This is a genomic window from Amphritea atlantica (assembly GCF_018860855.1).
GTDB classification, from domain to species: domain Bacteria; phylum Pseudomonadota; class Gammaproteobacteria; order Pseudomonadales; family Balneatricaceae; genus Amphritea; species Amphritea atlantica_A.
This window is the reverse complement of sequence record NZ_JAHKQE010000023.1, coordinates 55,337-81,981: the sequence shown is the minus strand read 5'-3', so window position 1 is coordinate 81,981 and position 26,645 is coordinate 55,337. Positions and strand designations below refer to the sequence as shown.

Sequence of the window (26,645 nt, the reverse complement as noted above, 5' to 3'; positions counted from 1 at the left end):
TCGTATTGAGGCTATTTGAGGTCGTTGCTAAGGTGTTGTTGGTTGGCTGAAATTTGTCTATCGGTACTAAATTCGCAATCTAATGGGCAGCATGGCTGTTACTCGTTGGTTAGACCGCAACTGGATAGCCGCTATGCCGTTACCCAGAGTACTTCCGCATCTTTTTTACTGGTTGAAACCAGTGCGTGGCCCATCTCGCAGTCATAGTAGGCACTGTCACCGGTGTGTAGTTCGATCGGTTCATAAAACTCGCTGTAAAACATAATGCTGCCACTGAGCACAAAGAGAAACTCTTCGCCGTCGTGCCGTACCCAGTCTTCATATTCGTCCCAAGAATGGGTGCGCACCGTGGTTTTAAACGGGATCATTTTTTTGCTGGATAACTGGGTGGCTAGCAGCTCATGCTCATAGGTGGGAGTCGGGTGGGGCTTGCCTTCACCGCAACGGGTAATATCACGACGGCCGCCGCTACCTGGAGTTTTCTTTTTCGGTTGTGTGAACAGTTGAGGAATATCGATACCCAAGCCTTTCACCAGTTTATTAACGGCGGTAAAGGTGGGTGAGATCTGCTCATTTTCAATCTTTGACAGGGTGGATCGGGCTAGCCCAGTGAGCTTGCTGGCTTCTTCGAGTGTCAGTTTTTGGCTGAGTCGAATCTCTCTGACCCGCTTACCTAATTCAAGCGGTTCTACCATCGCTTCGGCATTATCTCGATTGACCGAGAAGAGTAACTGCTCTTCTTGAAGAAAGGATGGTTTGTCTGGCATCGGGCACTCCGTAGAAACCTAATTGTCTTTAGGTTCAATCACGTATGGGTTATTGCAGGTGAAAGAATGAGGTCTTCCTGTTTCCAATAATACTACACAACCGCTATAGGCAATGAAAGAAGCCGATAACAGGAAGAGAGTGATATTATAGGGCGATATATTTCCTATAGGAAACTTTTTGTTGATTTTGGGAAATCTCGCTGCTAATCTGCGATTCAGTTCCTGATGGCACTTATCAGTCGAATATTATGTTCGATCTTGGTTACCTGAGTGTTTGGCAGTATTACGTTGGAGAAACGAGACCATGTCATTAAGTATATTTGATCTCTTTAAAGTGGGGATTGGCCCTTCGAGTTCTCATACCGTAGGCCCCATGGTGGCGGCAAACCGTTTTCTTGCCGAGCTCCAACAACGTGATCAGCTCATGCAGGTCGAGCAGGTTAAAGTGGGGCTTTATGGCTCACTGGCGATGACTGGTAAAGGACACTCTACTGATATTGCCGTGATGGTAGGGTTGCTAGGTGAAACCCCTGATGAGGTCGATCCCGATAGTGTGCCGGTGTTGGTTGAACAGATTAAGCAAACCGAACAATTAAACCTTGCAGGGCAGCGACTGATTAGTTTCTGTCCTGAAACACAGTTGCTGTTTAATTTTGCCCAGAGCTTGCCTAAGCACCCGAATGGGATGCGGTTTCAGGCGTTTGATGCCGCGGGTATCGTCCTGCATGACGCTATTTTTTATTCGGTGGGCGGCGGTTTTGTCCTCAGCGATGCCGAAGCGGATGTATCGGCAGTAGCAGCGGATGACGTGGTTCTGCCGTACGACTTTAATAATGGCGTCGAACTGTTAGAGCTGTGTAAAAGTAGTGGTCTGAGTGTGGCGCAGATCATGATGGCCAACGAAAGTGTTTGGCGCAGCGAAGAGGAGGTCAAGAAAGGCCTCCGTGATATCTGGCAGGTAATGGATAGCTGTATCAAGCGTGGTTGTGTACAAAAAGGTGTGCTGCCCGGTGGTTTGGGGATTAAACGTCGCGCCAATGAACTCTATGAAGAGTTACGTAGCAGCCCCGAAGCTTCCTTTAAAGATCAATTAACGGTCATGGATTGGATCAACCTATTCGCCATCGCCGTGAATGAAGAAAACGCTGCGGGTGGCCGAGTGGTAACTGCGCCGACGAATGGTGCAGCGGGGGTGATCCCGGCGGTGTTGGCCTATTACGATCGTTTTGTGCACGGCTCTAGCGAGCAAGGTATCTTTGATTTTCTCGCTACTGCGGCGGCGATCGGCATGTTGTATAAGAAAAACGCCTCTATCTCGGCCGCCGAAGTCGGCTGTCAGGGTGAGATTGGCGTGGCCTGTTCGATGGCCGCCGGTGCACTCTGTGCCGTGATGGGCGGTACGATAGAACAGGTCGAAAACGCCGCTGAAATCGGCATGGAACATAACTTAGGACTCACCTGCGATCCGATCGAAGGATTGGTGCAGGTGCCTTGTATCGAACGAAATACCATGGGCGCTGTGAAAGCGATCAACGCGGCCCGTTTGGCGATGCGTGGCGACGGTCAACATCATGTATCCCTGGATTCCGTGATCGAAACGATGCGCCAGACCGGTGTGGATATGCAAGATAAATACAAAGAAACCTCACAGGGCGGTTTGGCGGTTAACGTCGTTGCCTGCTGATGTGAACGCGGATAGCCGCACGAATAAGCGTGATTAAAACAGACCTCACTAAGAGCAACAGAGAAGAACAATATGAATAATACTGAACTGTATCGTGGTGACGCGATGAGCGAAGCCTTTTTTACCGAAGATCTGGCCAGCCGTGATGCTGAGATTATGGCTGCGGTGAATGAAGAGTTTAACCGTCAAGAACATCAGATTGAGCTGATCGCTTCGGAAAATATCGTTTCCAAAGCCGTGATGCAGGCTCAGGGCACGGTGCTGACTAACAAATACGCCGAAGGCTATCCGGGTCGTCGTTATTACGGTGGCTGTGAATATGTCGATAAGGCCGAAGGCTTGGCGATTGAACGGGCGAAGCAGCTGTTCAACTGTGAATTTGCCAATGTCCAGCCGCATTCCGGCGCACAGGCCAATGGCGCGGTGATGCTGGCGCTGTTACAGCCCGGTGATACGGTTTTAGGTATGTCACTGGATGCCGGTGGTCATTTGACCCACGGTGCGCGTCCGGCACTGTCGGGTAAGTGGTTTAACGCGGTGCAGTATGGCGTGTCTAAAACCGACAACCGGATCGATTATGATGCCGTTGAAGCGCTGGCGGTTGAGTGTCAGCCAAAAATGATTATTGCCGGTGGCTCTGCGATTCCCCGTGAAATCGATTTTGCCCGTTTCCGTGAGATCGCCGATAAAGTCGGTGCTTATCTGTTTGTCGATATGGCCCACATTGCCGGTTTGGTAGCAACAGGATTGCATCCTAGCCCGCTGCCCCATGCGCATGTGGTGACGACGACCACCCATAAAACCCTGCGCGGCCCTCGCGGCGGCATGATTCTCACCAATGACCTTGAGACCGGCAAAAAGATTAACTCAGCGGTTTTCCCCGGTTTGCAGGGTGGCCCATTGATGCATGTGATCGCGGCTAAAGCGGTCGCCTTCGGTGAAGCGCTGCGTCCTGAATTTAAAACCTATATTCAGCAGGTTGTGGATAATGCCAAAGCGCTCGCCAGTGTCATGGTTGAACGCGGTTGCGCCATTGTGACCGGTGGCACTGATACACATCTGATGCTAGTGGATCTGCGGCCTAAAGGGTTAACCGGCAACGTGGTTGATGCGGCGCTAGAGCGGGCAGGGATCACGTGTAACAAAAATGGTATTCCATTCGATCCAGAAAAGCCGATGGTCACATCGGGTATCCGTCTGGGTACACCGGCTGGCACTACGCGAGGCTTTGGCACCGAAGAGTTCCGCCTGATTGGTAATCTAATCAACGACGTGCTCGATGGTCTGGTGGCTAATCCGGATGATAATTCAGCGGTGGAAGCGGCTGTTAAGGCGCAGGTTGAAACCCTGTGTAAACGCTTTCCACTGTATAAGTAACGTATAAGTAACACCGAAACAACGGTATTGATATTCACTGTAACGGTCGGGCTACCGATCTAAATTATATGGGAAATACGACTATGAACATTCCAACTAATTACCGCTTTGCGTCCAGCCATGAGTGGGTTCTGGATAACGGTGATGGAACGGTCACGATGGGTATCTCAGATCATGCACAGGATCTGCTGGGTGATGTAGTTTTCGTTGAGCTGCCAGAAGTCGGTCGTGAAGTCGCTGCCGGTGAAGAGTTCTCGTTGGTTGAGTCTGTAAAAGCAGCGTCTGATATCTATGCACCGATTGCCGGTGAAGTTATCGCCATTAACGAAACGTTGGAAGACGAGCCTGAGTTGGTGAATAGCGAACCTTACGAGGGTGGTTGGATCGTTAAGATTAAACTGGCCGATGCGGCTGAAGTGGACGCATTACTCGATGCGGATGCTTATGCAGCGACGATTGCTGAAGAGAGTTGATCTGCAGGATAGCCTTTCTTGAATGATTTTCCTGTGCCGATTGTTGTGCAGGATTATCGTGTGAGATAATGGCTATCGTGTCCCCCAGTCAGATCTTTTCGCAACGCGGGGTGGTATTACCATCTCGCACCCCTTTGATTTCAGATCAGGCGTTAATGCGGCTGATCAGTTTAAACAGGTTATTGTATGGCTACTGATAATTCTACTCCTGTCTCTGCTTTAAGTGAGCTTCAGCAGACGACTGACTTTACGCGTCGACATATTGGCCCAGATGCCGATCAGACGGCAGCAATGCTAGCTGATTTGGGTGTTGGTTCTATTGAAGAACTGATGACACAGACAGTGCCGGATTCAATCCGTCTGGATGATGCACTGACAATGGAAGATTCCGTATCAGAAGCTGATGCGCTGGCATTGCTGCGCAGCCTGGCTGATCAGAACAAAGTTAACCGCTCTTATATCGGCATGGGCTATCACAACACCCAGGTGCCAAACGTTATTTTGCGTAACGTATTTGAAAATCCGGGCTGGTACACTGCGTATACACCTTACCAGCCTGAGATCTCACAGGGTCGTCTTGAAGCACTGCTGAACTATCAGCAAGTGGTGATGGATCTTACCGGTATGGATCTCGCGAATGCGTCTTTGCTGGATGAAGCCACCGCCGCCGCTGAAGCGATGACGCTGTGCAAACGCTCTAATCGTAAGAAAACCGATGTGTATTTTGTGGCGGATGATGTTCACCCGCAAACCATCGACGTGATTAAAACCCGTGCTGTTTATTTCGGCTTTGAGATTGTCGTTGGCAACCCTGTCACCGATCTTGAAAAACATGATGTGTTTGGTGTGCAGCTACAATACCCAAGCACCTATGGCGATATCACCGATATCAAAACACTAATTGAAAACGCTAAAGCGCAGAAAGCGATGGTCTCCGTGGCGGCTGATCCACTCGCGTTAGTATTGCTTAAATCCCCTGGTGAACTGGGTGCTGATGTTGTGCTGGGCTCGTCTCAGCGTTTTGGTGTGCCGATGGGCTTTGGTGGCCCACACGCGGCGTTCTTTGCTGCCAGTGAAAAGCTGAAACGTTCAGTGCCAGGCCGTATTATCGGTGTCTCTATTGATGCCAACGGTAATCAAGCCTTGCGGATGGCGATGCAAACCCGTGAGCAGCATATCCGTCGTGAGAAAGCGACCTCTAACATCTGTACTGCACAGGCGTTGCTGGCCAATATGGCGTCGTTCTTCTGTGTTTATCACGGCCCTGATGGCTTAAAAACCATTGCTGAGCGAGTCCACCGCCTGACAGCGATTCTGGCTAACGGCCTGAAAGCTAAAGGCGTAGCGGTTAACGATACCTATTTCGATACCCTGACACTGACCTTGCCAGAAACCGCTGCTGACGTTTATCAGCGTGCGCTGGATGCCGGTTGTAACCTGCGTCAGATCGCGGCTGATAAGCTGGGTATCTCGCTGGATGAAACGACCCGTCCGAGCGATGTTGCCGATCTGTTTGATGTGGTACTCGGTGCCGGTCACGGCTTGAGTGTTGCTGATCTGGATGCTGAGATTGTGGCCGGTACCGCGACCGGTATTACGGCTGATATGCGTCGTAGCGATGCGATCCTGACCCACCCAACCTTCAACAGCTATCACAGCGAAACTGATATGCTGCGTTACATGAAGAGATTGGAGAATAAAGATTACTCGCTCGTACACGGCATGATTCCGCTGGGTTCTTGCACCATGAAGCTAAACGCCACCGCCGAAATGATTCCGGTGACCTGGCCTGAATTCTCCAATATTCACCCCTTCGCACCGGCTGATCAGGTGCAGGGCTATCACAAAATGCTGTCTTCATTAGAAGAGCAGTTGGTGGAAATTACCGGTTATGATGCGGTGTCACTGCAGCCAAACTCCGGTGCTTCTGGTGAGTATGCTGGCTTGCTGGCGATTCGTAAATATCAAGAATCGATCGGTGAAGGCAATCGTAATATCTGCCTGATTCCATCCTCTGCGCACGGTACTAACCCTGCCTCTGCTGCAATGGCCGATCTGAAAATCATCGTCACCCGTTGTGATGAAAAGGGCAATGTCGATGTCGCTGATCTGCGCGCTAAAGCTGAGCAGCATAAAGATGACCTAGCTTGCTTGATGATTACCTACCCATCCACCCACGGTGTGTATGAAGAAGATATCGTCGAAATCTGCGAGATCATCCACAAAAACGGTGGTCAGGTGTATATGGATGGCGCCAACATGAACGCGCAGGTGGGTATTTCTAAACCCGGCGTGATCGGTTCTGATGTGTCGCACCTTAACCTACATAAAACCTTTGCTATCCCTCACGGTGGCGGCGGCCCAGGTATGGGTCCTATCGGTGTTAAGAGTCATCTAGCACCCTTCTTGGCGAGCCATAAGGTGAGCCCAGTGGCAGGATTGAACCCAGAAAACGGCGCGGTAGCAGCAACCCCTTATGGTTCGGCATCAATTCTGCCAATCACTTGGATGTACAACAAAATGTTGGGTAAATCCGGCCTGAAACGTTCAACACAGGTCGCGATTCTGAATGCCAACTACATGGCGGAAAAACTATCGGCGCACTACCCAGTGCTCTACCGTGGCCGCAACAACAAAGTCGCCCATGAGTGCATTATCGATATCCGTCCGTTGAAGGAAGCTTCAGGTGTAACAGAAGAGGATATCTCTAAGCGTCTGATGGATTACGGTTTCCATGCGCCTACAATGTCCTTCCCAGTGCCGGGCACCTTGATGATCGAACCGACTGAATCTGAATCCAAGGTAGAGCTAGACCGCTTTATCGAGGCGATGATCCAGATTAAAGCGGAAATCGAGAAAGTGCAGAGCGGTGAATGGCCTGCTGATAACAATCCACTGTGTCGTGCACCCCACACACAAGCGGATGTTATGGCTGCTGAGTGGGATCGTCCTTACACCCGTGAAGAAGCGGTATTCCCAAGCCGTTCAGCTCGCGAGAGTAAGTTCTGGCCAACTAGCAACCGTATCGACAATGTTTATGGCGACCGGAATTTCATCTGTTCTTGCCCAAGCATTGAAAACTATATGGAAGATTGAAATAGTTGATAACAACAATTCAAGTTGGAAACTGTGACAATCTAGTTGGAAACTAACAATTCAAGTTGGAAACTAAAGGCTGCTATTTGCAGCCTTTTTTTATGATAACGACAATTCAAGTTGGAAACTAAAGGCCGATATCTCAGCTAAGCCGATGGTATCTGGGGTGAATATTTTAATATCAACAATCATTAAAGTTGACCATATAATCATATTCAACCATAATTTAAAAAAATATGAATATATGGTCATAAAATGGCTGGCAGACAAGCAATAGGGAAACAGCTTTCAAAGGCTCGAAAAGAGAAAGGATTCACGCAATCACAAATATCAGAATCGTCTGGTTTGGATCAGGCCATCATCTCGAAGATAGAAAATGGCCGGTTTAATGGTTCATTGCGCATCTTTGAAGATTATCTGGATGCGCTCGACTTTGAGCTGGATATCTCACCTAAAAAGCGCGTATTACCACGTTTTGATGAGATAGAGGGGCTTTATGGAGAAGACTGATTATTACTTTCCTGAAAAAGTGAGCCGAATTGATGTGCAGGTTGGCGATACTCATTCAGGTATTCTGAAAAAAGCGGCCAGACACGAGTTTAATTATGATGATGTTGAGAGTCCGGCCATCTCTCTGACAATGGCACGCTCAGAAGATAAGATGGGCGTGATCACATACGATGCTCTACACCCTATCTTTCGCCAGAACCTGCCTGAGGGCTATGTACGGCATTACATTCATGAAAAACTCTTTCGTTTAAATAGAAATATTAAAGTCGATGATATGTTTCTGTTGGCCCTACAGATGGATAACGGCATTGGCCAATTAAATTACCAATCAGAGATCCAACTACCTACCATTCAAGAAACGACTTTAAGCGAGGTTCTAAAGTGGGATAGTCAGGAAGCCCTTTTTCCTCAGTTATTAGAAAAACATTACTTAAAAGGTATGCTTTCCGGTGTGCAGCCTAAAGTATTGATTAACTCAGCGAGGACTTCCGTTCATCAAAAAGGCTTCATCGTGAAATCCTTTGATGAAGAATTGGATCTGCTGACCGTTAATGAGTTTGTGTGTATGTCAGCCGCCAAACATTGTGGCCTGAATCCTCCAAATTTCTATCTGTCTGATAATTTAGAGAACTTCGTCATAGATCGCTTTGATTATGATGAAGTGGGGGAAAAGATTGGCTTTGAGGATTTCACCACTCTGCTTAAGAAAGGCGATTCATTTGATGCGAAGTACACAGGCTCCTATGAAAACCTACTTAAAGTCGTTGCAGGCATTACACACAGTAAAGAGCAGGTTGAGTTGGCGTATCGCTATATCGTCTTCAGTTGCCTGATCGGTAATGGTGATGCCCACCTGAAGAACTTTGCCCTTCAATATAATGCCGATCTGAGCGATATCCGCTTAACACCGCCTTACGATATTACGCATACGCTGATCTATCCTACGCTTGATAAAAGGTTGGCTTTAAAGGTGGATAACGATAAAGCGTTCCCTGATAAAAAAGCACTCATTAAGCTTGCTTCTGCTGTGCCTGGTTATGAGATCTATCATCCAGAAGTGATCATTCATGAACTGGCTGACGGCATCATGGAAAGCATTGAGAACTCTGCTGAGATTGATGCCTTTACTGGGTTAAAGAAATCCATTCAGACGAATGTAATGGCCGTTAAAGGCGTAGCTTAAAACCGAAAGGTTATCGGTATAAGAAGAAAAAGAAATTTGATTTTGAACCTTAAGTTTCCTACTTCAACTATTTGAGAGAAGCCAGAAATCAATTGATAGACCATATCAACCGCTATCCTAGCGATACCAGAAATCAAATTAAAGCGGCATGCTCAGCCTATATGTGGTTATTCAAGCATGATAAAGCGTGGCTGTATCAGCAATTACCGTCAGCACAGAGGAAAGTACTTCGCTCCCGAAAGGACTGGGGGAAGTTAGACAATGACTTGAGTCGCAGGATTATGTCGGAAATCGATACCGCAAAATCTATGTCTGAGATAGATCGATATTTTGGCGGGCACAGTTGGCTACCACGGCAGAAAGCTAAGCTGCCAAAGGCGTACCAAGCAGCCAGAGAGAAAATTGAGAGTTGCTGAAGTCGTTAGCTACCCTAGCAGTAGAGTGAATGTTAGAGATGTCATTAATATGTTCCATTTCATATAACATATATTGACATGAGGTGTTGCTGTCATCTATAGTATATTCCATACCAAATGGAATATATTAAAAAGGGGATGTTATGAAATCAACTGAAGCAAGAAAGCACCAGCTTGAATTGGATATAGAAGCTGGCCTTCAAGTAATTGAACATGCATTGAACACATTTAGAGACGGTTCATGTAGAGAACTATTTCCTCTAAGCGAAAGGGTTATAGAACCTACGTTTTCGTTTATTAGTTGCATCTTTGATAATGTTTTTGATTATGCTGTAAAAGGATATACATCAGCAGCTGATTGCATTTCTTTAGACGACCTTCATGACATGAACGCATTTCTTCATATTGCTAGTCCAGCTATGGAGTTTTATGAAGGTGATAGGCTAACTGAATGTGAAAAGGTATTTTCGGCAATGATTGCAAGAGCCAAAATAGATTTAGCCAACGGGGGGTATAACTATGCTTTTACTGAAAATGAAAATCCATTTATATTGGGTTACAAGGAGGACTTGCTTACACTGAGTGAAGTTGCTCTTTTAGCAAATATGAATGAGAAAAGTGTTCGCAATGCCACTCACCAAACTAAAGATGATCGTTTAGAGACCGTTAAAGTTGGTGGTCGTACGTATGTTACCCCAGAAGATGGGTTTAGGTGGCTGCGTAAGCGTAGGGGCTTCACTCCTACCGTAACATTAGAGGAGGGAGCGTCATCATGATAACTCAGCATGCAAGAAAACGCCTGCAACAACGAGCGATTCCAGATGCAATGGCTTCTCTAATTATTAACTACGGCAGAGAGATGTATCAAAAAGGTGGCACATATAAGTATCAACTAACTAAGCGTGATGCTAAGCACCTAAAACAGGATCTTAATAGAATACTTAATCATTTGGACTCATTATCTGATACGTATCTCATTGAGTCAGAGGATGGTTGCATTATTACGGTTGGACTATCATATAAAGAGAACTTTTATGAAGAGTAAGCAAGAAAAGTTTTTTAAGGATACCCCCTTAACTCGATTTTTAACCAAAGCGATTAATGAATCACATAAAAGCCAAGTAACAATTGCTGAGGAAGCAGGATTTTCGAGCATAAACATGATTAGTATGATCAAATCAGGAAGGACAAATCTACCTATCAGCCGTATTGATCACCTTTCAGAAGCGTTGGATATTGAGCCAACACAGTTGTTTGAGCTCGCATTGCAGCAATATTTTCCAGAGGCTTGGACCTTAATTACTAAATATTACACGTACAAATAGGATATGAAGATGGATCTACATGTATTTACATCAGAAACTGCGGAGAAAACGTTAGAGGCTCACCTCAATCGGACATCTAATCCAACAAAGTACATCGCAGGTTTTGAAAACCGTTTTGGAAAGCAAGTAGCCATTGAGCGATCAAGAAAAAATGGTGTTTATTGTTGGTTAGAAGTATTCGATCGATCATTATTATCCACTGATATAGAAATTGTAAATAGAAGTAATCCTGGTCAACCATATAGCAAAGGTCAATCTCGGAATTCAAACTTAAACTTAAAAAATGCTTCTAGACTGACGGATAAGCATGAGGTTTGGTACGTTAAATTCGGAAGTGTTTCTGCATTGAAAGCTTACCTTTCGTGGTTAGAGAAATAAAAAGGGCTTAAATTGAAGATTATCTATGATTTTTAGTGTTTGTTAAGATTTTAGCTAATCATAGGAAATTGACATATTTGTAGTGTGAGACATAAAAAGGAGGTTACATTGGCTTGGATTATAACGTGGAATAAGGATAAGTGGTCTGAAGAAAAAATGCAGGACCTTATGGATAGGTTCTCATCTGGGGAGACCGTGGTAGAACGATGGAAGTTTGGAGCACATAAAAAAGGATGTATAGGAGATAAAGTTTATTTATCGAGAACGGGCAAGCATTCACCCGGTCTAATGGGGTCAGGTAAAATAGCTTCGAAGCCTCGACTTGAGGAAGATTTTGCAGATTCCAGCAAAAATGCTTGGTATGTCGATATTCGTTTTGATTATTTAGCTCGTAAAGCATCTAACCCCCTAGCTTCACATAAGGATCTAGCTGATCTTCTTAACGTACCAACAAGAGCATTTACGCCAGAAAAATCAGGAACTTCATTTTCCGGTAACGATGCTGATCTTGAGCAACTTTGGGATAAGCTAACAGGTAATCTAGAACCCGTATATGCAGGTGAAGCTGATTTCAATGAAGCATCTGAATATATAGAAGGCGCGAAAAAGACGGTTCTTGTCAATAGGTACGAAAGAGACCCTGAAGCTCGTAAAAAATGCATTGAACATCATGGTATACAATGTAAGGCATGCGGTATAACTCTTGGTTTGGTATATGGCCAAAATTTGGGGAGAAAATATATTCATGTTCATCATATCGTGCCATTGAATAGTATTGGGAAAGAGTATGTTGTAGATCCTGTTGAGGATTTAGTACCACTATGCCCAAACTGTCATGCGATGATTCATCAAGTTGACCCCCCGATGACAGTAAGTAGTTTAAGGTCTGAAATTATTGATAGTTATCGTAAACTCTTCAAGTAACGAAAATAATGTGAATTTTAAGGGTTAGCTTAGTACGAAAAATTATGTGACAGTAAAACTATTATAGAAATTGATATACATCTGTTTTTGACAGGAATAGGATTAAGCCATAGATAAGTTGTTGTGTCAGACTTTCATTGGATGGGGCTTATGGTCTTTATTAGTTTCCAACTTGAATTGTTTTTGCTTGTATAGAGAGGTGGATTAAATCGTGATAGTTTCCAACTTTCAACGATAGTTATGAGGTTATAAACCCCTATATCTTTGACTTATGAGTTTCCAACTTGAATTGTTGTTATCAATAGTTGATGATAACAACAATTCAAGTTGGAAACTAAAGGCCGCTATCTGCGGCCTTTTTTTATGAGACAGACAATTCAAGTTGAAAACTAAGAGTCGCAATCTCAGCGGCCTTTTTGCGTGTAGGGTGCAGTGAAGCATGAACTGCACCATGCTTGTTGAAGTCGAGTCCTCAAGAAGTTGTTTCTCGACATTTGATGTTTGTTGTTTTAGTAGTGGAATCAATTCTGTAGCGAGCGTGGTAATGCGGTGTTTTGCGCCTACCCTTTCCAGATCCTTAGTAATAGGTGGGCCAGATTTATATCTTTTACGCGGAGTTGGTTTGGGTGTTGTTTGTTATGAAATAAAATATAGGCCTTGATCCTGTATAAAGATGCCGTTATGGTTCTATGATTATAGCGCCTAACCAGCATGTACTCGCGGATAGACCTAAGGAATGGGGAGCAAGTCATTGAGCAGTCTTTTCTCAAAAGCTGTTTATTTACACAGTATGGTTTTTCTTGTGAAAGTCACTTGTATTTTTTCACTTATTCTTTCCCTCTTAATTTTTAGCAGTAGTTCTGTGTGTATTATTATTTATAAATATCAAGCTATTAGGGGCCATGATAAATCATTCGTGGAATTATAAGGATTCTTGATAATAATTATTATGAGGACGCGTTCCTCATAAACAGACTGTTAGCTCCATCCAACCAAAAGAGTCTGAGTACTCTGGAATTTTTATGATCATAGCAACTCAAAACTACGAAAATATCTATCAGGATTATTCTGATGCTTTAGAGTGGATGGAACAGCTTGGAGTAGATCTCGGTTCAGGAAGAACCTCCAACTACCTTAAGATGATTAGGTTTTGGAAAGATAACTACAAAACAGCAAGTACAGATGAAGCCAAAAACCAATATCCTGACTTTGTCAGTTCAATGTTTGAAGTACATGATTTCATCGATATCTACAAATCTTTTAACAACGAAAAGAATCAAAATCTAAATGAGATAGTTGAGAAATTAAAAAAAGGGGTTAAGGGGCCAGTCAACTCATCAGATGAAACATCAAAGTCAACAACAGCTCGTAATTTCTTATTCGAAGCTTTATTTTCAGCTAAATTTCACAGGCCTGACTCTGGAGTAAAAGCTATTCTAAATGCTGAATCTGATACAGGTATACAAATAGATAAATATAAAATCTGGGTAGAGTGTAAAAGAATATCAACTGATGCTAAAATTAAATCTAATGTAAGAAAAGCCTCCAAGCAACTAGATCAAATTATAAAGAAACAAAGAGGCTCTGGTCATCGTGGTATTGTTGCTTTAGAAATTACAAGAATATTAAACCCGGATGATGAGTTACTTGTTTCAAATGATGATTTATCCTTATCAAGATCCGTTGATAAAATGATGGATGACTTTGTTTTAAAATACTCCTCCATTTGGCAAGAAATATATACTAAGAAAAGTAATAAGATTCTTGGAATAGTTATCCGTTTTTCATTCATGTCCGCATCGGAAGAAAGAAAGTTATTAGTGCATGCATCACAATGGGGACTAAACCCACGCTTAGGTATTAATGATGGTGAAAAATTATTACTCAAAAATTTAGTAGCTAATATAAATAAGCATTAAAATCATGCAGCTAATAAGTTGCTTAAATGGACAGAAAAAAGCTGACTTTTACTCGTTCCTAACTGCTTTTAGCCAGCTACTTTATTGCGCTTAGCAAAGCAAACACAAGGCTGTCTCTGAATTAATTCAACCATCAGAAAGTAAAGGGATTTTAGAATGCACCTACACAATGTTCATATTAAAAACATAAAGCAAGCTAATGAAAATGATAGATTAGCTATATTTGTCGGTGCAGGTATATCAAAAAGCTCTGATACTGATTATATAAGCCTGCCTTCGTGGAGAGATCTAATAACTGAGCTAAAGTCAGATTTAGCAATAACTGAAGAGCTAGATTATTTAAAACTAGCTCAACTATATTATCTTGAATTTGGCGAGCAGGCATACAACCAAACATTGAAGAAGTATTTTCCTGAAGACATCACGCCATCGAGTTTACATCGTACGATTTTGAAGGTAAGCCCTCGCGTAATAATAACTACGAACTGGGACTGCATCATTGAAAATGCAATAGAGCAGGAAGGCTATCTATACGATAAGATATGCACGGACAAGGACTTAGTCAGTTCAACCAGTCCGAATAAATTTATTAAAATTCATGGGGATTTCAAAAACCACAATATAGTTTTCAAAGAAGATGACTATCTCAATTATTCAAGAAATTTCCCGCTAATAGAAAACTACATCAAGTCTATATTTTCAACACATACAGTTCTGTTTTTAGGGTATTCCTATAACGACATTAACCTTAAACACATACTGAAATGGATACAAAGTCATTCCAGTTCAGCTCCTCTGATGTATTTGGTAAATTTTAAAACAAACAAGTCTCAAGAAAGCTACTTGAGAAATCATGGGATCACCACATTAGTGCTAGATAGCGACAGCTTTTCTATTGATGAAATTCATCATTTAGAGAAAAGGTCAGCGCTGACTCAATCATTTTTAACATCTATCATTCAAGATGATAGAGCAGTAGACCCGAACGATGAGCAGGATGTTATCAGTTTCATATACGAGCGTATAAAACACCTAAAACAGCTAAGTTCAATAACTCATAATCAAATACGGGGAGCGATAACAAATTGTGGGTTTCTGTACGATAACGATGGCTTAAATATATTAGAGTTATTCAAGCCCCAAGGAGTCTTGACTACGGACTACAGCTATACCACCAGGTCACTTCACGAAAAATTCTTGGAGATTCTATCTCGTATAGACTTGTTTGGTGAAGATGAAAAAGTGAATTTTTATCTAAGGAATTCATCGTTTACGGACATCCTTTCTATCTTAGCTCTAGCTCATATCAAGGGTATCGTTTTACCCAACGATAATGAAAGCGGCAAAACCATGTACTTTGTTAACGAGAAAATCGATTCAGCTCAAGACCTAGAAAAGCAAGAGCGACAACACATCTCTTTTTCAGCATGTGAATGCAAAAGTAATGATTTTATAAAATCTTTGTCATCAGAATCTTATGAGAGTTATAAATATGGAAAGTACAAGTTAGCATTTAAGAAGAATTCTGAACTGATTCAGGCCTGTAAAAGACATCGAATATATTCGATCCTATTGATTGCGCTATTTAACAGAAACTCGATTTTATGGTTGCTCAAGTACTCTTTGTCTACAGAACAGAGAAGTGAGTTTGAAAAGGAAGAGGGAGTAGAGCTTCAAGATGAATTTTTTAAATTTCCAAGGTCGGAGATAAAAAAGAATCAAGCCTTGTATGATTTTTTGTCCCTGCACTCCGTTCATAAGGAAGCAAATGAGTGCACAAAAAAATTACTTGATATTACCAAAGCCGTTGAAAGTATAAAAGCTGGAGGAATAAGCTTCAACAACAATGCAGATGAACCAACCTCTACACACATCAACCTATTAATGTTCGCATTGAAAAATCACATAATAATTGACCAGTACGCACCATACAAAGCGGCTATGAGAGACTTCGTTAAGATTTCTATACTCCGTCAATCAGTAAAAGAAAGAGTGAAACTCAATCAATACGAGTTTTACTCTGCCATCCAATTCTACTCATCAAAAGAACTTAAATCGGAGCTTAGCGTATTTTTTAAAAATGAAGATTCTACTCAACTACGTCTAGATGCGAGTGATGAATGTTCAGAATGGATTATTTCTACTGTTTTGCCAAACTTAACAGAGCGATTAATACAAAACCGAAGTTTTTCCAATGGCCATGAAACTAAGTTTGAAAATAGCGTGCGATTACTTGCATTTATCGACTTGAGTGACACTCATATTTCAAAAGTTATGAGTGAGTTTTCCCGATTTATTACTAGTAGTTCAACAACTATTGGGACTTATGAAGCAATAAACGAATTTTTAGCACATCAACATAATTTATTTGATCGAGAGATCGAAACTGTCGTTTTGATAAAGATATTAAACACCGTAATCGACAAAATCACTTCCCAAACAGCCCATGGTTGGGATCAGCATGCGATACTCAGTGGCTCTATAAATAATTTATACGGTTATATTGGGGTAGTAAAAGGCGAATACACTGATAATGACAGAGTCCGCCGGCTGGTGTCTGAACTTGAAACCTACAAACCAGAAGAGCAGCGTAGGTTTTCAAGATCTCTGCTCTACAGCATCTTTAACATCTCGAACGCTAATGTTCGAAATATTATTAAGAAATTCATTGAAGGCGTCATTTCTCAACCCAAATCGAAAGGCATAGATGATTGGGAGTTTGAACTTTGGTCAGTCGCAGTCGGTTTTAAAGATTTTGAGACAGAAGCTGTTTCGAAGCTAGATGAATATTTGGAACAGTATCGTGATGGAAAAACATTTTCATCGCAGCTATATTCACTCAAAAGCTTAACTCAATATTTAGTAGATAATAAAGGAATTGATGCGATAGAAGAGCTAAACAAAGAGTTAGGCGATTTAATAGAGCAACACAGGGAGCGCCCAAACTTTTCATCAATTTGAGTATGTTTAAAAATAGAAAAATAGTTAAAACTTAGATCCTCGCCCTAATTAAAGAGGGCAAAGCCTTTTTTCGCCAATGCTTTGCTTCAGCGACCATTAGATCAAGCTTCTGAGTAAGCTTTTCTATCTGATTTTGCTGCGATTTAGATAATGTTTAGATCGATGAATGTAGCTCTTTTAGCATGATCTGGAGGCGGTTTTTACCATGGTTTGCATCTCTAAGAGTTGAGTGCGCCGAATCAATAAACCTTTGATTAAACGTGACCGTTTATCAGCGATAAGTTTACTATCGGGTTTAATAGTCGCTGGTAATTGAGCAATGACGGAGGCATCAGTTTTATCGGTTTTATCCAGCACCCCGATGGCTTGTGCATAGCGTCGGATGTTGATTGGGTTAACGATCACAATTGGCAAAGATAAAAGCATGCTCGTAACGTCCGGTGGCTTCGGTTACGATACGTTTAACCTGATGTGTTTAAGTACCTGAACGATTTTCTGGATATGCTCCTGATCACTGGGTACGAAAATGGAGATCATGTGGATGAAGGACAATATCCAGTTTCGACTTACCGACATCAATGCCGACGTTGATTTCAAATCGGTTTTCCTTAGTGCTCATAATAAGCGGATTCTGCCTTGCTATGCGGGCTCGAGGCCCCAATGACTGTTCGAGTTATTGCTTTGGCGTTGTGTAGCGCTACACAGTTGTTATCGGTCTCTCAGTTGAGGAGCTGTCACTCAATCGAGCTGCTACAGGAATGCCCTCAATGGCCGTTGAGGTTTGCCCAAAAATGGAACGGAATTAACCAGACAAGCGCTTTAGTCGCTGTTGTAACACTATTTTATTTGGGCCTGGCAAACTTTGGTAATCGTTGGTACGTTAGCCTATGATCAAGCGAAAAAAAAGCGTTGCTTATTGCCTATTGTTTTGTTTGCTGACGGGCGGAATGGCTTTCTATGAACTGCGATATTCCTTGTTGCAGGAAGAGAGTAAAGTTGAAGAGCGGGTTGCAAATACCAGCATTTTACTTGGAGAGTGGATCAAAGGTGCATTTGTTGCTTCTGATTATATTCTGCGAGATATCGTCTACAGGGTGCCTGTTTCAGCACTTCAATTTCCAGCAACCAATGCCGATGAGTACGCCCGCATCTCAAAACTCATTGAGGACAAATATAAGACTCTCCCGCATGCCATCGGTGTAGGTCTCAATGATAAAAACTGTATTATGACTCACACCCCTTCAATTATCGGCTTTGATGCCCGCCAACGTGAATGGTGTCGTGTACCGATGCATAATCCAGACATTCAAACCTACGTTTCAAATATGTTTGCCAGTAATATTGGTGAGCTGATGGTTATCCAGACTCGAAAATTTCCGGGAGATGAGTTTAGTGGGTTGGCGGGTATTGGAGTGGATTTAGAATTCTTTTCAACATGGCTTGAAAAGGTGATGATCGGTACTCATGGCGTTTTAGCTATCACTGATCAGAATGTCAATTTGCTGGCGAGAAAACCAGCTAAACCGGAGATGCTGGGCAAAAATGTGAACGATCCGATCGTTAAAGCCTTTATTACGTCCAGTGAAAACTATAAAACGTTTCGGAAAATCTCTCCGTTGGATAAGGAGCCGCGGCTGTATGGTATTCGCAAGATTGAGGGATTGCCGTTTGTTGTTGTGGTTGGCGAAGCAGATCGTGACTGGCAAGCGGCTTGGATGCTGCATGTTTGGTTGACGATCGGTGCGCTTGTTATCTTATGGGTACTGGCTTTCTATACGCTGCATATTTACTGGGAACGGTTGAGTAATCTCGTTGAACTCAAAAAAGTCCGTGATGAACTTGAAGACCTCAGCCTCACCGACGCCCTGACCGGATTAGCCAATCGCCGTTGCTTCAACAATGTTTTGGATGTCGAATGTCATCGCATGCGTCGTCTAAAAGCGCCTATCTCTCTGATTATGATTGATGTGGATTTCTTTAAGGCCTTCAACGACACTTATGGCCACCTAGCTGGGGATGAGTGTCTCAAATTGGTGGCTGGGGTTCTTCAGAGTAAACTCAAACGACCTCAAGACCTAGCAGCCCGTTACGGCGGTGAGGAGTTTTGTTGTATTTTACCTGAGACAGAACACGCAGGTGCTGTCAGGATTGCGATGAGCATGAAAGATGGCATTGCGGATTTGGGTATCCAGCACGAAGGTTCTGCAATTGAGAACCACCTTACCGTCAGTATCGGGGTGGCGACGGTTATCTGTGATGAGGATATGAATTCTGACATTATCGTCAACTTGGCTGACGAGCGTCTCTATCAAGCTAAGAAGAATGGACGTAACCAGGTGGCTTCAGAAGATTGAATCGTCAATAAAGGACGTTAAATTAAAAGGGGTCAAAGCCCTTTTTACGGCGAACCGCAGCGAATCTAAAAGTGAGCTGTGCAGCGCGATTGATGACCTGAGCATTTATGAAGTGCCGCCAGGTTCATCGGAATTTGTGTATTTAGCTCGGCATGCATATGCGTCGGCATAGTATTAAAATGTTAGCTCGTGGGGATGTGACTATTTAGCTGCTCCGGCTATCTATTCATATTTTTCATTCTGGATTTTTCTTGTTCTTTCAGTCTAACTTCTGGTCAAGCTCGTCATGTTGGTTTTTTCAGACAATAAAATTCGAGAAACAAAGGCCAGCTAGGCCGGATTAGCTTAAAGGAGTAGACCTCGTGTCTGATAATGATGGCAATAAACGTGAACGCTACGAAGATAACCTTCACGGTGAAGTTGACAGCGCCAGCCTTTACCGTGCCTTGGCGGAGACGGAAACCGACGAGCATCTAGCCGAGGTTTATCGTCGGCTGGCTGCGGTGGAAGAGAGTCATGCGGAGTATTGGAAAAAACAGCTCTCCCGGCTTGGCGAGCGTATCCCTACGTTCAAGCCCGGCTTTCGGGCCCGTGGGTTGGCATTTCTGGCTCGGCGCTTTGGTCCGGGCTTCGTGCTACCGGTAGTTAATACGCTCGAGCAGGTCGACAGTGGCGCCTACGATCATCAGGCTGAAGCCGTAGCCGCAGGGTTACCGCAAGACGAGCGTAGCCATGCCCGGATTCTGTCGGCCATTACCAGCAACAATGAAGGCCTGTCTGGCAGCAGTATTGCCCGTATCGAGGGCCGCCACCGCGCTATGGGTGGTAATAGCCTGCGTGCCGCGGTGCTGGGGGCCAATGATGGTCTGGTGTCGAATCTGTCATTGGTGATGGGCGTTGCAGGTGCCAACATAGCAAGCGAATCCATTCTGCTCACCGGCCTAGCAGGTCTGGTTGCCGGTGCCTGCTCGATGGCCATGGGGGAATGGTTGTCGGTGAATTCCTCGCGCGAGTTGTATCAGAAACAGATTGCGACAGAAGCGATGGAACTCCAAGAGGTCCCAGATGAAGAGCGGGAAGAGCTGGAGCTGATCTATGAAGCCAAAGGCCTGCCGCCAGAGCAGGCAAAAGCATTGGCCGGTCGACTGCTCGCCGACAAGACCACGGCGCTCGATACACTGGTACGCGAAGAGCTGGGGATTGATCCTCAGGACCTCGGTGGTTCTGCCTGGGCTGCTGCTGGAGCGTCGTTCCTGCTGTTTACGTTCGGCGCTATTTTTCCGGTGGTGGGGTACTTTTTTCTGTCAGGCAATGCTGCCTTGTGGACGAGCCTAGGCCTGAGCGGTGTTGCATTGGCGGCCATAGGTGCGGGTACGTCTCTGTTCACGGGTCGTGGTGTGCTTTTTTCCGCTCTGCGCCAACTGCTCTTTGGGTTCTCGGCGGCGGCCGTTACCTATGGCATTGGTGCCTTAGTGGGCGCGAGCATCAGCGGTTAAGCTGTATGGGTATCGTTTATGAAATACCCTAAGGTTTATAGGGTTTTTTGTCTATATGCAGTTTATTTTATTCTGCGCAGCGGTTATGCTTGGTTTGTCGTTAGATAAAGGCTTGTTTTGCTGCTTAAATATTTTGCAAAACATAAGAAAAACAAAAGGATAGGTTGAAATCGCCGGTGGGTATTACACCGGGTTAGGAATGCATATGCGCATTCTCGTTTTTGTCTTAAGGGAGATCGCGATGTTCAAAAATTCCTCTTTATTGTCTGATAGTTATCATTCTTTTTGTGTATTCGGTTCGGCATAGTATGAAAATGTTGACTAGCAAGGAAGCATGATGGATATCATTCCAAAATTTTCAGATGTAAAACATCTAAGCGATTTGGCAAAAGTCTTTGCATTACCTATGTTGGCTGTATTTAGCATTCAAATTCCAGAAGCAAGGAAGTTTGGTCGTATTGCTTTCTAGTTTTAGGATTGTTTTTGTTGAATGTGAAAGATCAGTTAGATCAAAAAACCTAAGGTAAATCTAGTTAATAAATACTTTAAACGGACTAAAAACAGTTGGCGCTTTTTCACTAGATTCACCTGTTTTAGCCAACAATTTTTTGCCTGTTATTTAGGCGTTAAGAGGACTTCGTGCCCATTATGAAAAACTTATTGTATATATCTGTTTTTATGCTCATATCTTCCGTTGCACATGCCGATGAACCAACATTGTGTCGCGATTCAGAAAAAACATACTTTTCCTGTTCTAGTGATATCAAGGTTATTTCGGTTTGTTTAAGTGAACGGTTTGATCCTGACTCGGGAAAACTAACATATCGTTTTGGACGTCCAGATAAAATCGAGCTGGAATATTCGTCATCTTATAATGAGCTAAACTCGAAGTTTAATTTTGGATTTTTTTCCTATGCAAAAGGAAGCACTTCAGAGCTTTCTTTCAAAATTGGCGAATATACCTATACCGTTCATCGAGATAGTCATGTCTTCCGGCCAAGCACTGCTGGGGTGGTGGTAGAGCGGAATAATAAAGTGGCTGCATACAAAAAATGTGATAACCCTAGCTTTAAGAATGAGTATGACCTATCCGATCTAAACGATATTGGATTTATCGTTGGTTCTTCAAGAGGAATTGGTACGGCAGGCGATTAAAAACTTAACACGGCGGTGTTGTTGGCTTCGGCTGGGACCGCCATTCCGCTGACGTTCAATGTCAGCTCCAAACCGTAGCGTTATATGCCTTAGAAAGGGAGACAAGGTTTATGCTAAAAGCTGATGCAGAAGATAAAATGAAGGCCATTGATAAGAAAATTGGTAGGGTCGCGATCATCGATCTTCCTGGGTCCATAATGGTTGGCCTAGGCCTCTATGCTAAGTTCGGCGCTAATGGAGATGCTTTTCATCCATTTCTTAACAACCCAAACAATGTGAATATCATATTGACGGTAGGGGCAGCGATAATGATATGGGGAGCCTACAAAGTCATTACGTTAGCCCGTGAGAAAAAGCGACTGGCAGAGGAATATGGCATTTAAGTTAAAGAGAACTAAAAGGGTCAACGGTAAAGCGCAGCCACGCCTGAAATGGCATTGCGCTTATCCGAGGAATTGGGCAGACGTTTGAGAGTTGGCTTAGCATGCAAGGCAATGCTGCACTCTGGCAAGCTAAGCAAAATATAAATCTCGATAACGTCCAACCAATAGCTCTGCACGCCGCCTAACAATTGCATTTCGGTATCAGTAAGTTTTATAGGGGAGAAACTTACCTGAGAAAACCACATTCACCCGGTCACCGTTAGGGTTGGGCTCTCGCTGAATGTCCATCGAGAAATCGATTGCACTCATAATGCCATCACCAAACTCTTCATGGATCAGCTCTTTAATGGTCATCCCGTACACATTGACCAATTCATACCAGCGATAAATCAGTGGATCTGTCGGCACCTCGGTGGGCAAAGACCCTTTATAAGGGGTGATCTGCAACCAGGCGATCGCTTCATCACTGAGACCAAAGAGCTCGCCCACGGTGGCAGCCTGCTCCTTATCCAGCGCCATCTGGCCGAGACAGGCGGCCGTCGTCCACTCTTTCGACAGGCCTATCGCATCGGCCACGTCACTCCATTTAATGCCTTTGCCGACTTTCGCTGCGATAATAGCGGCGGTGACTTCTTCTCGGTTGCTAATCATAGGTTACTCCTCAGGTATTATTGAACTCGTCATTGATTGTTGAGTTGCACCAGCAAAAACAGCACCGTCAGTGTTAGCAGACAAGAGACCGATTTCCAGAACAGCAGGGGGTTTCTCTCTATCAGCGGCGGTTGATGGCGGCGCAGGTAGTTGTGGTTAGGTTTACGCAGGTCATAAACAAATTCGGAGATCTCTGCGTAGCGTTTGAAGGGGTTTGGCTGCAGCGCTTTGTGCAACGTGGTGTCGATCCAGTGAGGTATCGCTTTGTCCTCATCAAGTACCGATTGATAAGCGAGTTTTCGTTGTGCTGATGTGGTGGTGCACTTAGCGACCTGATTGCCATAGGGAAAACGCTCTGAGAGCATATGGTAAGTGATAACCGCCAGTGAAAAGAGATCGGATCGGGTAGAGATAACCTCGCCGACAAAATATTCCGGTGCCATATATAAAGCGGTACCGGGAAGTCCGGTCTGTTCCAGTGTATTTTCAGCCTCAACAAGACCGGCAACATGAACCGCGCCAAAATCGATGATTTTAACGGTGCCATTATTATCGATCATTACATTTTCAGGGCGCAGATCCTGATGCAGAATCTCTTTACGGTGCATCGCCTGCAAACCCCGCGCTATCTGTTCGATAATTGTACGAACCGTCTCAATAGCAGGGCTGGGATTATCGATCAGCCATTGGGCCAGTGTCTGGCCTTCAATGTATTCAGTCACCGTGTAGAGGTAATTTCGCTTTCGACTTTGTAACCCAGCCTTCATAACGTGGGCGCTGTTGATACGTCGTGCAACCCACTCTTCCATCAGAAAGCGTTCCAGATAGGCTGGGTCATCACTCAAATCGACCGACGGGATTTTTATCACAACCCGGGTATGGGTGTCGGAATCTTCAGCAAGGTAAACATGGCTTCGGCTGTTTGCCTGTAGTTCTCGTAAAATGAGGTAACCATCAAAGGTTTCGCGGGCATGCAACAAAGGCGGTAGCGCGAGCGCTTCTACTTGATGCTTTAAGGTACTGTCCAGCGGCTGTGGCAGTTGGTCTACCCGGGCAATCTGTAGTGTCAGGTTGTCATCGCTGCCATTGTCTATCGCCTGCTTAACAATGATCTCTGCGGCCTTATCGAGGTTATCGGCATGGTCCTGCAGCGTTTGGAAAATAAACGGGGTGTCGATGAACTCATACACTCCATCGGTGCATAACAGGTAGATATCATCTTTGTGCAGGCTAGAGGTCTGATAATCCAGCTCCATATCAATACTGATGCCTAATGCACGACTGAGATAACTCTTCTCTTTAGACACCCAGGCGCGATGATCCTTGGTCAGCGTTTCCATACTCTCTGCGCGTAAACGGTAGATGCGGCTGTCGCCAATATGGAAAATATGTAGACTAGAGGCTTTGAACACGACTGCACTCAGGGTACAGACATAGCCTTTATCTTTATTAAAACGGTATTCTGAACGCTGTGTCTGTGAGAATAACCAGCCATTGATAGAGCCCAGTACTCGTTCGCCGGAAGTGCGGACTGACCATGCATCAGAAGTGCAGTAGTAGTCGCTGAGAAAGCTTTTTACCGCTGTCTCACTGGCGATCTGGCTGACATTACTGCTGCTGATGCCATCGGCAAGGGCCAGAGCGACACCTTTCAGGCTAAGCTGAGGCTCTTTAGGAATATATGCACCATGAAAGTCCTGATTCAGCTCTTTTAAACCTTTATCACTGAACTGACCCGTCGTTATTTTTAGCTGCGAATTCATGACGGAAGCACTCTGGTTGCAGGAGGGGGATTCACCAAAACTCCGTTGATAAAAGCCTGTTGAGAAAGGCCTGTCGAGAAAGCCCAGGTGAGAAAGCCCAGGTGAGAAAGCCCCGATGGTCAGATAGACCACCGGGATTCAGGCAACTGCTTAGCTATAATAGGAATATTACAGCGCCGTTACCGTTTTAGCGCCAGCAATTTTGCGTTCTTTGCTGGTTTTCACGTGAGTCAGGTAAAGTGGCAGACCCACCAGTAGGAAACCACCGGCTAGGTTGCCCAGCGCCGTTGGAATCTCGTTCCAGATAAGGTAATCCATAATAGTGAAGTCGCCCCCCATGATCATTGAGAATGGGAACAGGAACATGTTCACAATAGAGTGCTCAAAGCCCATGTAGAAGAACAGCATGATAGGCATCCACATCGCTGCCATCTTTGCGCCGGCAGAGGTAGAGATCATCGCACCCACAACCCCCATAGAGACCATCCAGTTACACAGCATGCCGCGAATAAAGATTGTGAACCAACCCAGTATCCCCTGTTCTTGATAGCCCAGGGTTCGCGATTCACCGATAGTACTAACCTTTGCAGCAACAACCCCGCCATCAACCTGATAACCATAAGTCAGGATAAAAGACGCAAAGAATGCAACCATCAGAGCACCCGACAGGTTACCGATAAATACCAGCCCCCAGTTACGCAGCAGTTCATTCATTGTACAGCCTGGGCGCTTATCAATGACCGCCAGCGGCACCAGCGTAAACACACCGGTTAGCAGGTCAAACTTCATCAGGTAAAGCATGATAAAGCCAACAGGAAACAGGCATGCACCCAGTATCGCGCTACCGGTTTTTGTTGCCACGGTGATAGCAAAGAATGCTGCTAGGGCTAGGATTGCGCCTGCCATAAATGCGCGGATGTAGGTGTCTTTGGTGGACATAAAGATTTTCTGTTCACCTGAGTCGACCATTTTGGTCACAAACTCACTCGGTTCTAAGTAAGCCATCGTTTTGCCTCATTTTATTAAGTAAAGTTTTCTCATCTGTTTGCCGCTTACTGCAGGGCAAAAAAAAGCGCCCATCCCTCTATCACTATCAGTGATAAGGGATGGACGCCTCTGTCCGAATTTTTTAAATTGTGTTGCCGAATGTTACAACGACTGAATTGATCACTGCAGAATCAATACCATAAATAATAGAATTCAGTAAAAACAATAAGTTAAAACTTTACAAACAAATCAATAAGCACTTTTTTGCCACAAAAAGGTGCGTCTGCACAATCATTGCGCGCTAAAAAATCACTGATTGATCTCACATCCACCATGACAACGGTTCTTATAGCGCCAGCGGGCAAACGTGTTATAGATCAGATTCAGCGGCTTTTTTAGTCTGAGGGTTTCGATCAACTTAGCGAGAAAGCGGTAGCTGTGCAGATGTGACCAGATCAGCAAAAAACTATCGACACCCAGAACGACTTTTCCCGCTGGATTGACTGCATGTAACTGCTGCATCGCATTATCGTAGGTGATGTCATACTCTTGCAGTGATTCGGGTGTACGGGTGAAATCGACCCAGCGAATACATTGCTGTTTGTCGATTCGTTGATAGTGGCTGATCTCTCTGTGACATAAAGAGCAGCCTCCGTCGTAGAACACGGTAGGTTTGCTGCGTTGAATAATCGGTTTCTGCTGCATAACTATTGATCTCGGAAAAATGATCTCAGAGCAAAGGTATAACTGATACGCACTTTAAAGCGGATTGGTTCAGGCCGTAGTATCGTGTTCTAGTGTATTTGGCCTAATTAGAATGGGTTCATATGCCTGTTCGCATCG

Annotated in this window: 26 protein-coding genes; 19 read left to right on the top strand and 7 right to left on the bottom strand. The window is 44.3% G+C overall.

The window, feature by feature from the left end; translation table 11 throughout:
* Positions 1 to 131 precede the first annotated feature (131 nt).
* Positions 132 to 767: a helix-turn-helix domain-containing protein gene (locus KO512_RS10650; RefSeq protein WP_215952330.1), complete on the bottom strand. Its 636-nt coding sequence runs from the start codon at positions 765 to 767 to the stop codon at positions 132 to 134.
* A 304-nt stretch (positions 768 to 1,071) separates the two neighbouring features.
* On the opposite strand from KO512_RS10650, the gene KO512_RS10645 reads away from it, so the two are divergent.
* The 12 genes from KO512_RS10645 to KO512_RS10590 all read left to right on the top strand — a co-directional run bounded on the left by KO512_RS10645 (position 1,072) and on the right by KO512_RS10590 (position 12,133).
* Complete coding sequence (locus KO512_RS10645) at positions 1,072 to 2,451, top strand: L-serine ammonia-lyase (protein WP_215952329.1); 1,380 nt, start codon at positions 1,072 to 1,074, stop codon at positions 2,449 to 2,451.
* Positions 2,452 to 2,523: 72 nt separating this feature from the next.
* Positions 2,524 to 3,828, top strand: a complete 1,305-nt coding sequence (glyA, locus tag KO512_RS10640) for a serine hydroxymethyltransferase (protein ID WP_289847233.1) — start codon at positions 2,524 to 2,526, stop codon at positions 3,826 to 3,828.
* Positions 3,829 to 3,911: 83 nt separating this feature from the next.
* Positions 3,912 to 4,301, top strand: coding sequence for a glycine cleavage system protein GcvH (gene gcvH, locus KO512_RS10635; protein WP_215952328.1), 390 nt, complete (start codon positions 3,912 to 3,914; stop codon positions 4,299 to 4,301).
* A gap of 186 nt (positions 4,302 to 4,487) precedes the next feature.
* On the top strand, positions 4,488 to 7,397 hold the full coding sequence (gene gcvP / locus KO512_RS10630) for an aminomethyl-transferring glycine dehydrogenase (protein WP_215952327.1): 2,910 nt from the start codon (positions 4,488 to 4,490) through the stop codon (positions 7,395 to 7,397).
* 255 nt (positions 7,398 to 7,652) lie between these two features.
* A complete protein-coding gene (locus KO512_RS10625; RefSeq protein WP_215952326.1) occupies positions 7,653 to 7,907 on the top strand; it encodes a helix-turn-helix domain-containing protein in 255 nt (84 codons plus the stop codon).
* Complete coding sequence (locus tag KO512_RS10620) at positions 7,894 to 9,090, top strand: type II toxin-antitoxin system HipA family toxin (RefSeq protein WP_215952325.1); 1,197 nt, start codon at positions 7,894 to 7,896, stop codon at positions 9,088 to 9,090. The genes KO512_RS10625 and KO512_RS10620 overlap by 14 nt, the downstream gene beginning before the upstream one ends.
* A 71-nt stretch (positions 9,091 to 9,161) precedes the next feature.
* A complete protein-coding gene (locus KO512_RS20480; RefSeq protein ID WP_354667741.1) occupies positions 9,162 to 9,506 on the top strand; it encodes a TnsD family Tn7-like transposition protein in 345 nt (114 codons plus the stop codon).
* 143 nt (positions 9,507 to 9,649) lie between these two features.
* Positions 9,650 to 10,282 (top strand): helix-turn-helix domain-containing protein, encoded by a 633-nt coding sequence (locus KO512_RS10610; protein WP_215952323.1) that lies wholly within the window; start codon positions 9,650 to 9,652, stop codon positions 10,280 to 10,282.
* Positions 10,279 to 10,551, top strand: coding sequence for a hypothetical protein (locus KO512_RS10605; protein WP_215952322.1), 273 nt, complete (start codon positions 10,279 to 10,281; stop codon positions 10,549 to 10,551). The genes KO512_RS10610 and KO512_RS10605 overlap by 4 nt, the downstream gene beginning before the upstream one ends.
* Positions 10,541 to 10,831 carry a helix-turn-helix domain-containing protein gene (locus KO512_RS10600; RefSeq protein WP_215952321.1) on the top strand — a complete coding sequence of 97 codons (291 nt, stop codon included), beginning with the start codon at positions 10,541 to 10,543 and terminating at the stop codon, positions 10,829 to 10,831. The genes KO512_RS10605 and KO512_RS10600 overlap by 11 nt, the downstream gene beginning before the upstream one ends.
* A 9-nt stretch (positions 10,832 to 10,840) precedes the next feature.
* Entirely contained in the window at positions 10,841 to 11,209 is a 369-nt protein-coding gene (locus KO512_RS10595; protein WP_215952320.1) for a hypothetical protein, read from the top strand.
* Between the two features lie 108 nt (positions 11,210 to 11,317).
* Positions 11,318 to 12,133, top strand: coding sequence for an HNH endonuclease (locus tag KO512_RS10590; protein WP_252734973.1), 816 nt, complete (start codon positions 11,318 to 11,320; stop codon positions 12,131 to 12,133).
* 560 nt (positions 12,134 to 12,693) lie between these two features.
* On the opposite strand, the gene KO512_RS20475 is transcribed toward KO512_RS10590, so the two are convergent.
* Positions 12,694 to 12,885, bottom strand: a complete 192-nt coding sequence (locus KO512_RS20475) for a phage integrase N-terminal SAM-like domain-containing protein (protein WP_354667740.1) — start codon at positions 12,883 to 12,885, stop codon at positions 12,694 to 12,696.
* Positions 12,886 to 13,155: 270 nt separating this feature from the next.
* Between KO512_RS20475 and KO512_RS10585 the strand changes: the two genes are divergently transcribed.
* Both KO512_RS10585 and KO512_RS10580 read left to right on the top strand, forming a co-directional pair.
* Positions 13,156 to 14,052 carry a hypothetical protein gene (locus KO512_RS10585; protein WP_215952319.1) on the top strand — a complete coding sequence of 299 codons (897 nt, stop codon included), beginning with the start codon at positions 13,156 to 13,158 and terminating at the stop codon, positions 14,050 to 14,052.
* A 156-nt stretch (positions 14,053 to 14,208) separates the two neighbouring features.
* Positions 14,209 to 17,013: an SIR2 family protein gene (locus KO512_RS10580; protein WP_215952318.1), complete on the top strand. Its 2,805-nt coding sequence runs from the start codon at positions 14,209 to 14,211 to the stop codon at positions 17,011 to 17,013.
* 177 nt (positions 17,014 to 17,190) lie between these two features.
* On the opposite strand, the gene KO512_RS10575 is transcribed toward KO512_RS10580, so the two are convergent.
* Entirely contained in the window at positions 17,191 to 17,439 is a 249-nt protein-coding gene (locus KO512_RS10575) for a hypothetical protein (protein ID WP_215952317.1), read from the bottom strand.
* 461 nt (positions 17,440 to 17,900) lie between these two features.
* Here KO512_RS10575 and KO512_RS10570 point away from each other — a divergent pair, with 461 nt between their 5' ends.
* The 5 genes from KO512_RS10570 (at position 17,901) to KO512_RS10555 (ending at position 22,401) form a co-directional block, all read left to right on the top strand.
* Positions 17,901 to 19,367 carry a sensor domain-containing diguanylate cyclase gene (locus tag KO512_RS10570; RefSeq protein WP_215952316.1) on the top strand — a complete coding sequence of 489 codons (1,467 nt, stop codon included), beginning with the start codon at positions 17,901 to 17,903 and terminating at the stop codon, positions 19,365 to 19,367.
* A gap of 362 nt (positions 19,368 to 19,729) precedes the next feature.
* Positions 19,730 to 20,863, top strand: coding sequence for a VIT1/CCC1 transporter family protein (locus tag KO512_RS20470; RefSeq protein WP_215952315.1), 1,134 nt, complete (start codon positions 19,730 to 19,732; stop codon positions 20,861 to 20,863).
* 337 nt (positions 20,864 to 21,200) lie between these two features.
* Entirely contained in the window at positions 21,201 to 21,332 is a 132-nt protein-coding gene (locus KO512_RS20300; RefSeq protein WP_289847232.1) for a hypothetical protein, read from the top strand.
* 179 nt (positions 21,333 to 21,511) lie between these two features.
* Entirely contained in the window at positions 21,512 to 22,018 is a 507-nt protein-coding gene (locus KO512_RS10560) for a hypothetical protein (RefSeq protein WP_215952314.1), read from the top strand.
* Between the two features lie 110 nt (positions 22,019 to 22,128).
* Positions 22,129 to 22,401: a hypothetical protein gene (locus KO512_RS10555; protein ID WP_215952313.1), complete on the top strand. Its 273-nt coding sequence runs from the start codon at positions 22,129 to 22,131 to the stop codon at positions 22,399 to 22,401.
* Between the two features lie 201 nt (positions 22,402 to 22,602).
* On the opposite strand, the gene cynS is transcribed toward KO512_RS10555, so the two are convergent.
* The 4 genes from cynS to KO512_RS10535 form a co-directional block, all read right to left on the bottom strand.
* Complete coding sequence (gene cynS / locus KO512_RS10550) at positions 22,603 to 23,052, bottom strand: cyanase (protein WP_215952312.1); 450 nt, start codon at positions 23,050 to 23,052, stop codon at positions 22,603 to 22,605.
* Between the two features lie 29 nt (positions 23,053 to 23,081).
* Positions 23,082 to 24,815, bottom strand: a complete 1,734-nt coding sequence (locus tag KO512_RS10545; RefSeq protein ID WP_215952311.1) for a bifunctional protein-serine/threonine kinase/phosphatase — start codon at positions 24,813 to 24,815, stop codon at positions 23,082 to 23,084.
* A 168-nt stretch (positions 24,816 to 24,983) separates the two neighbouring features.
* A complete protein-coding gene (locus KO512_RS10540; protein ID WP_215952310.1) occupies positions 24,984 to 25,820 on the bottom strand; it encodes a formate/nitrite transporter family protein in 837 nt (278 codons plus the stop codon).
* Positions 25,821 to 26,111: 291 nt separating this feature from the next.
* Positions 26,112 to 26,507: a thiol-disulfide oxidoreductase DCC family protein gene (locus KO512_RS10535; protein WP_215952309.1), complete on the bottom strand. Its 396-nt coding sequence runs from the start codon at positions 26,505 to 26,507 to the stop codon at positions 26,112 to 26,114.
* Between the last annotated feature and the right edge of the window lie 138 nt (positions 26,508 to 26,645).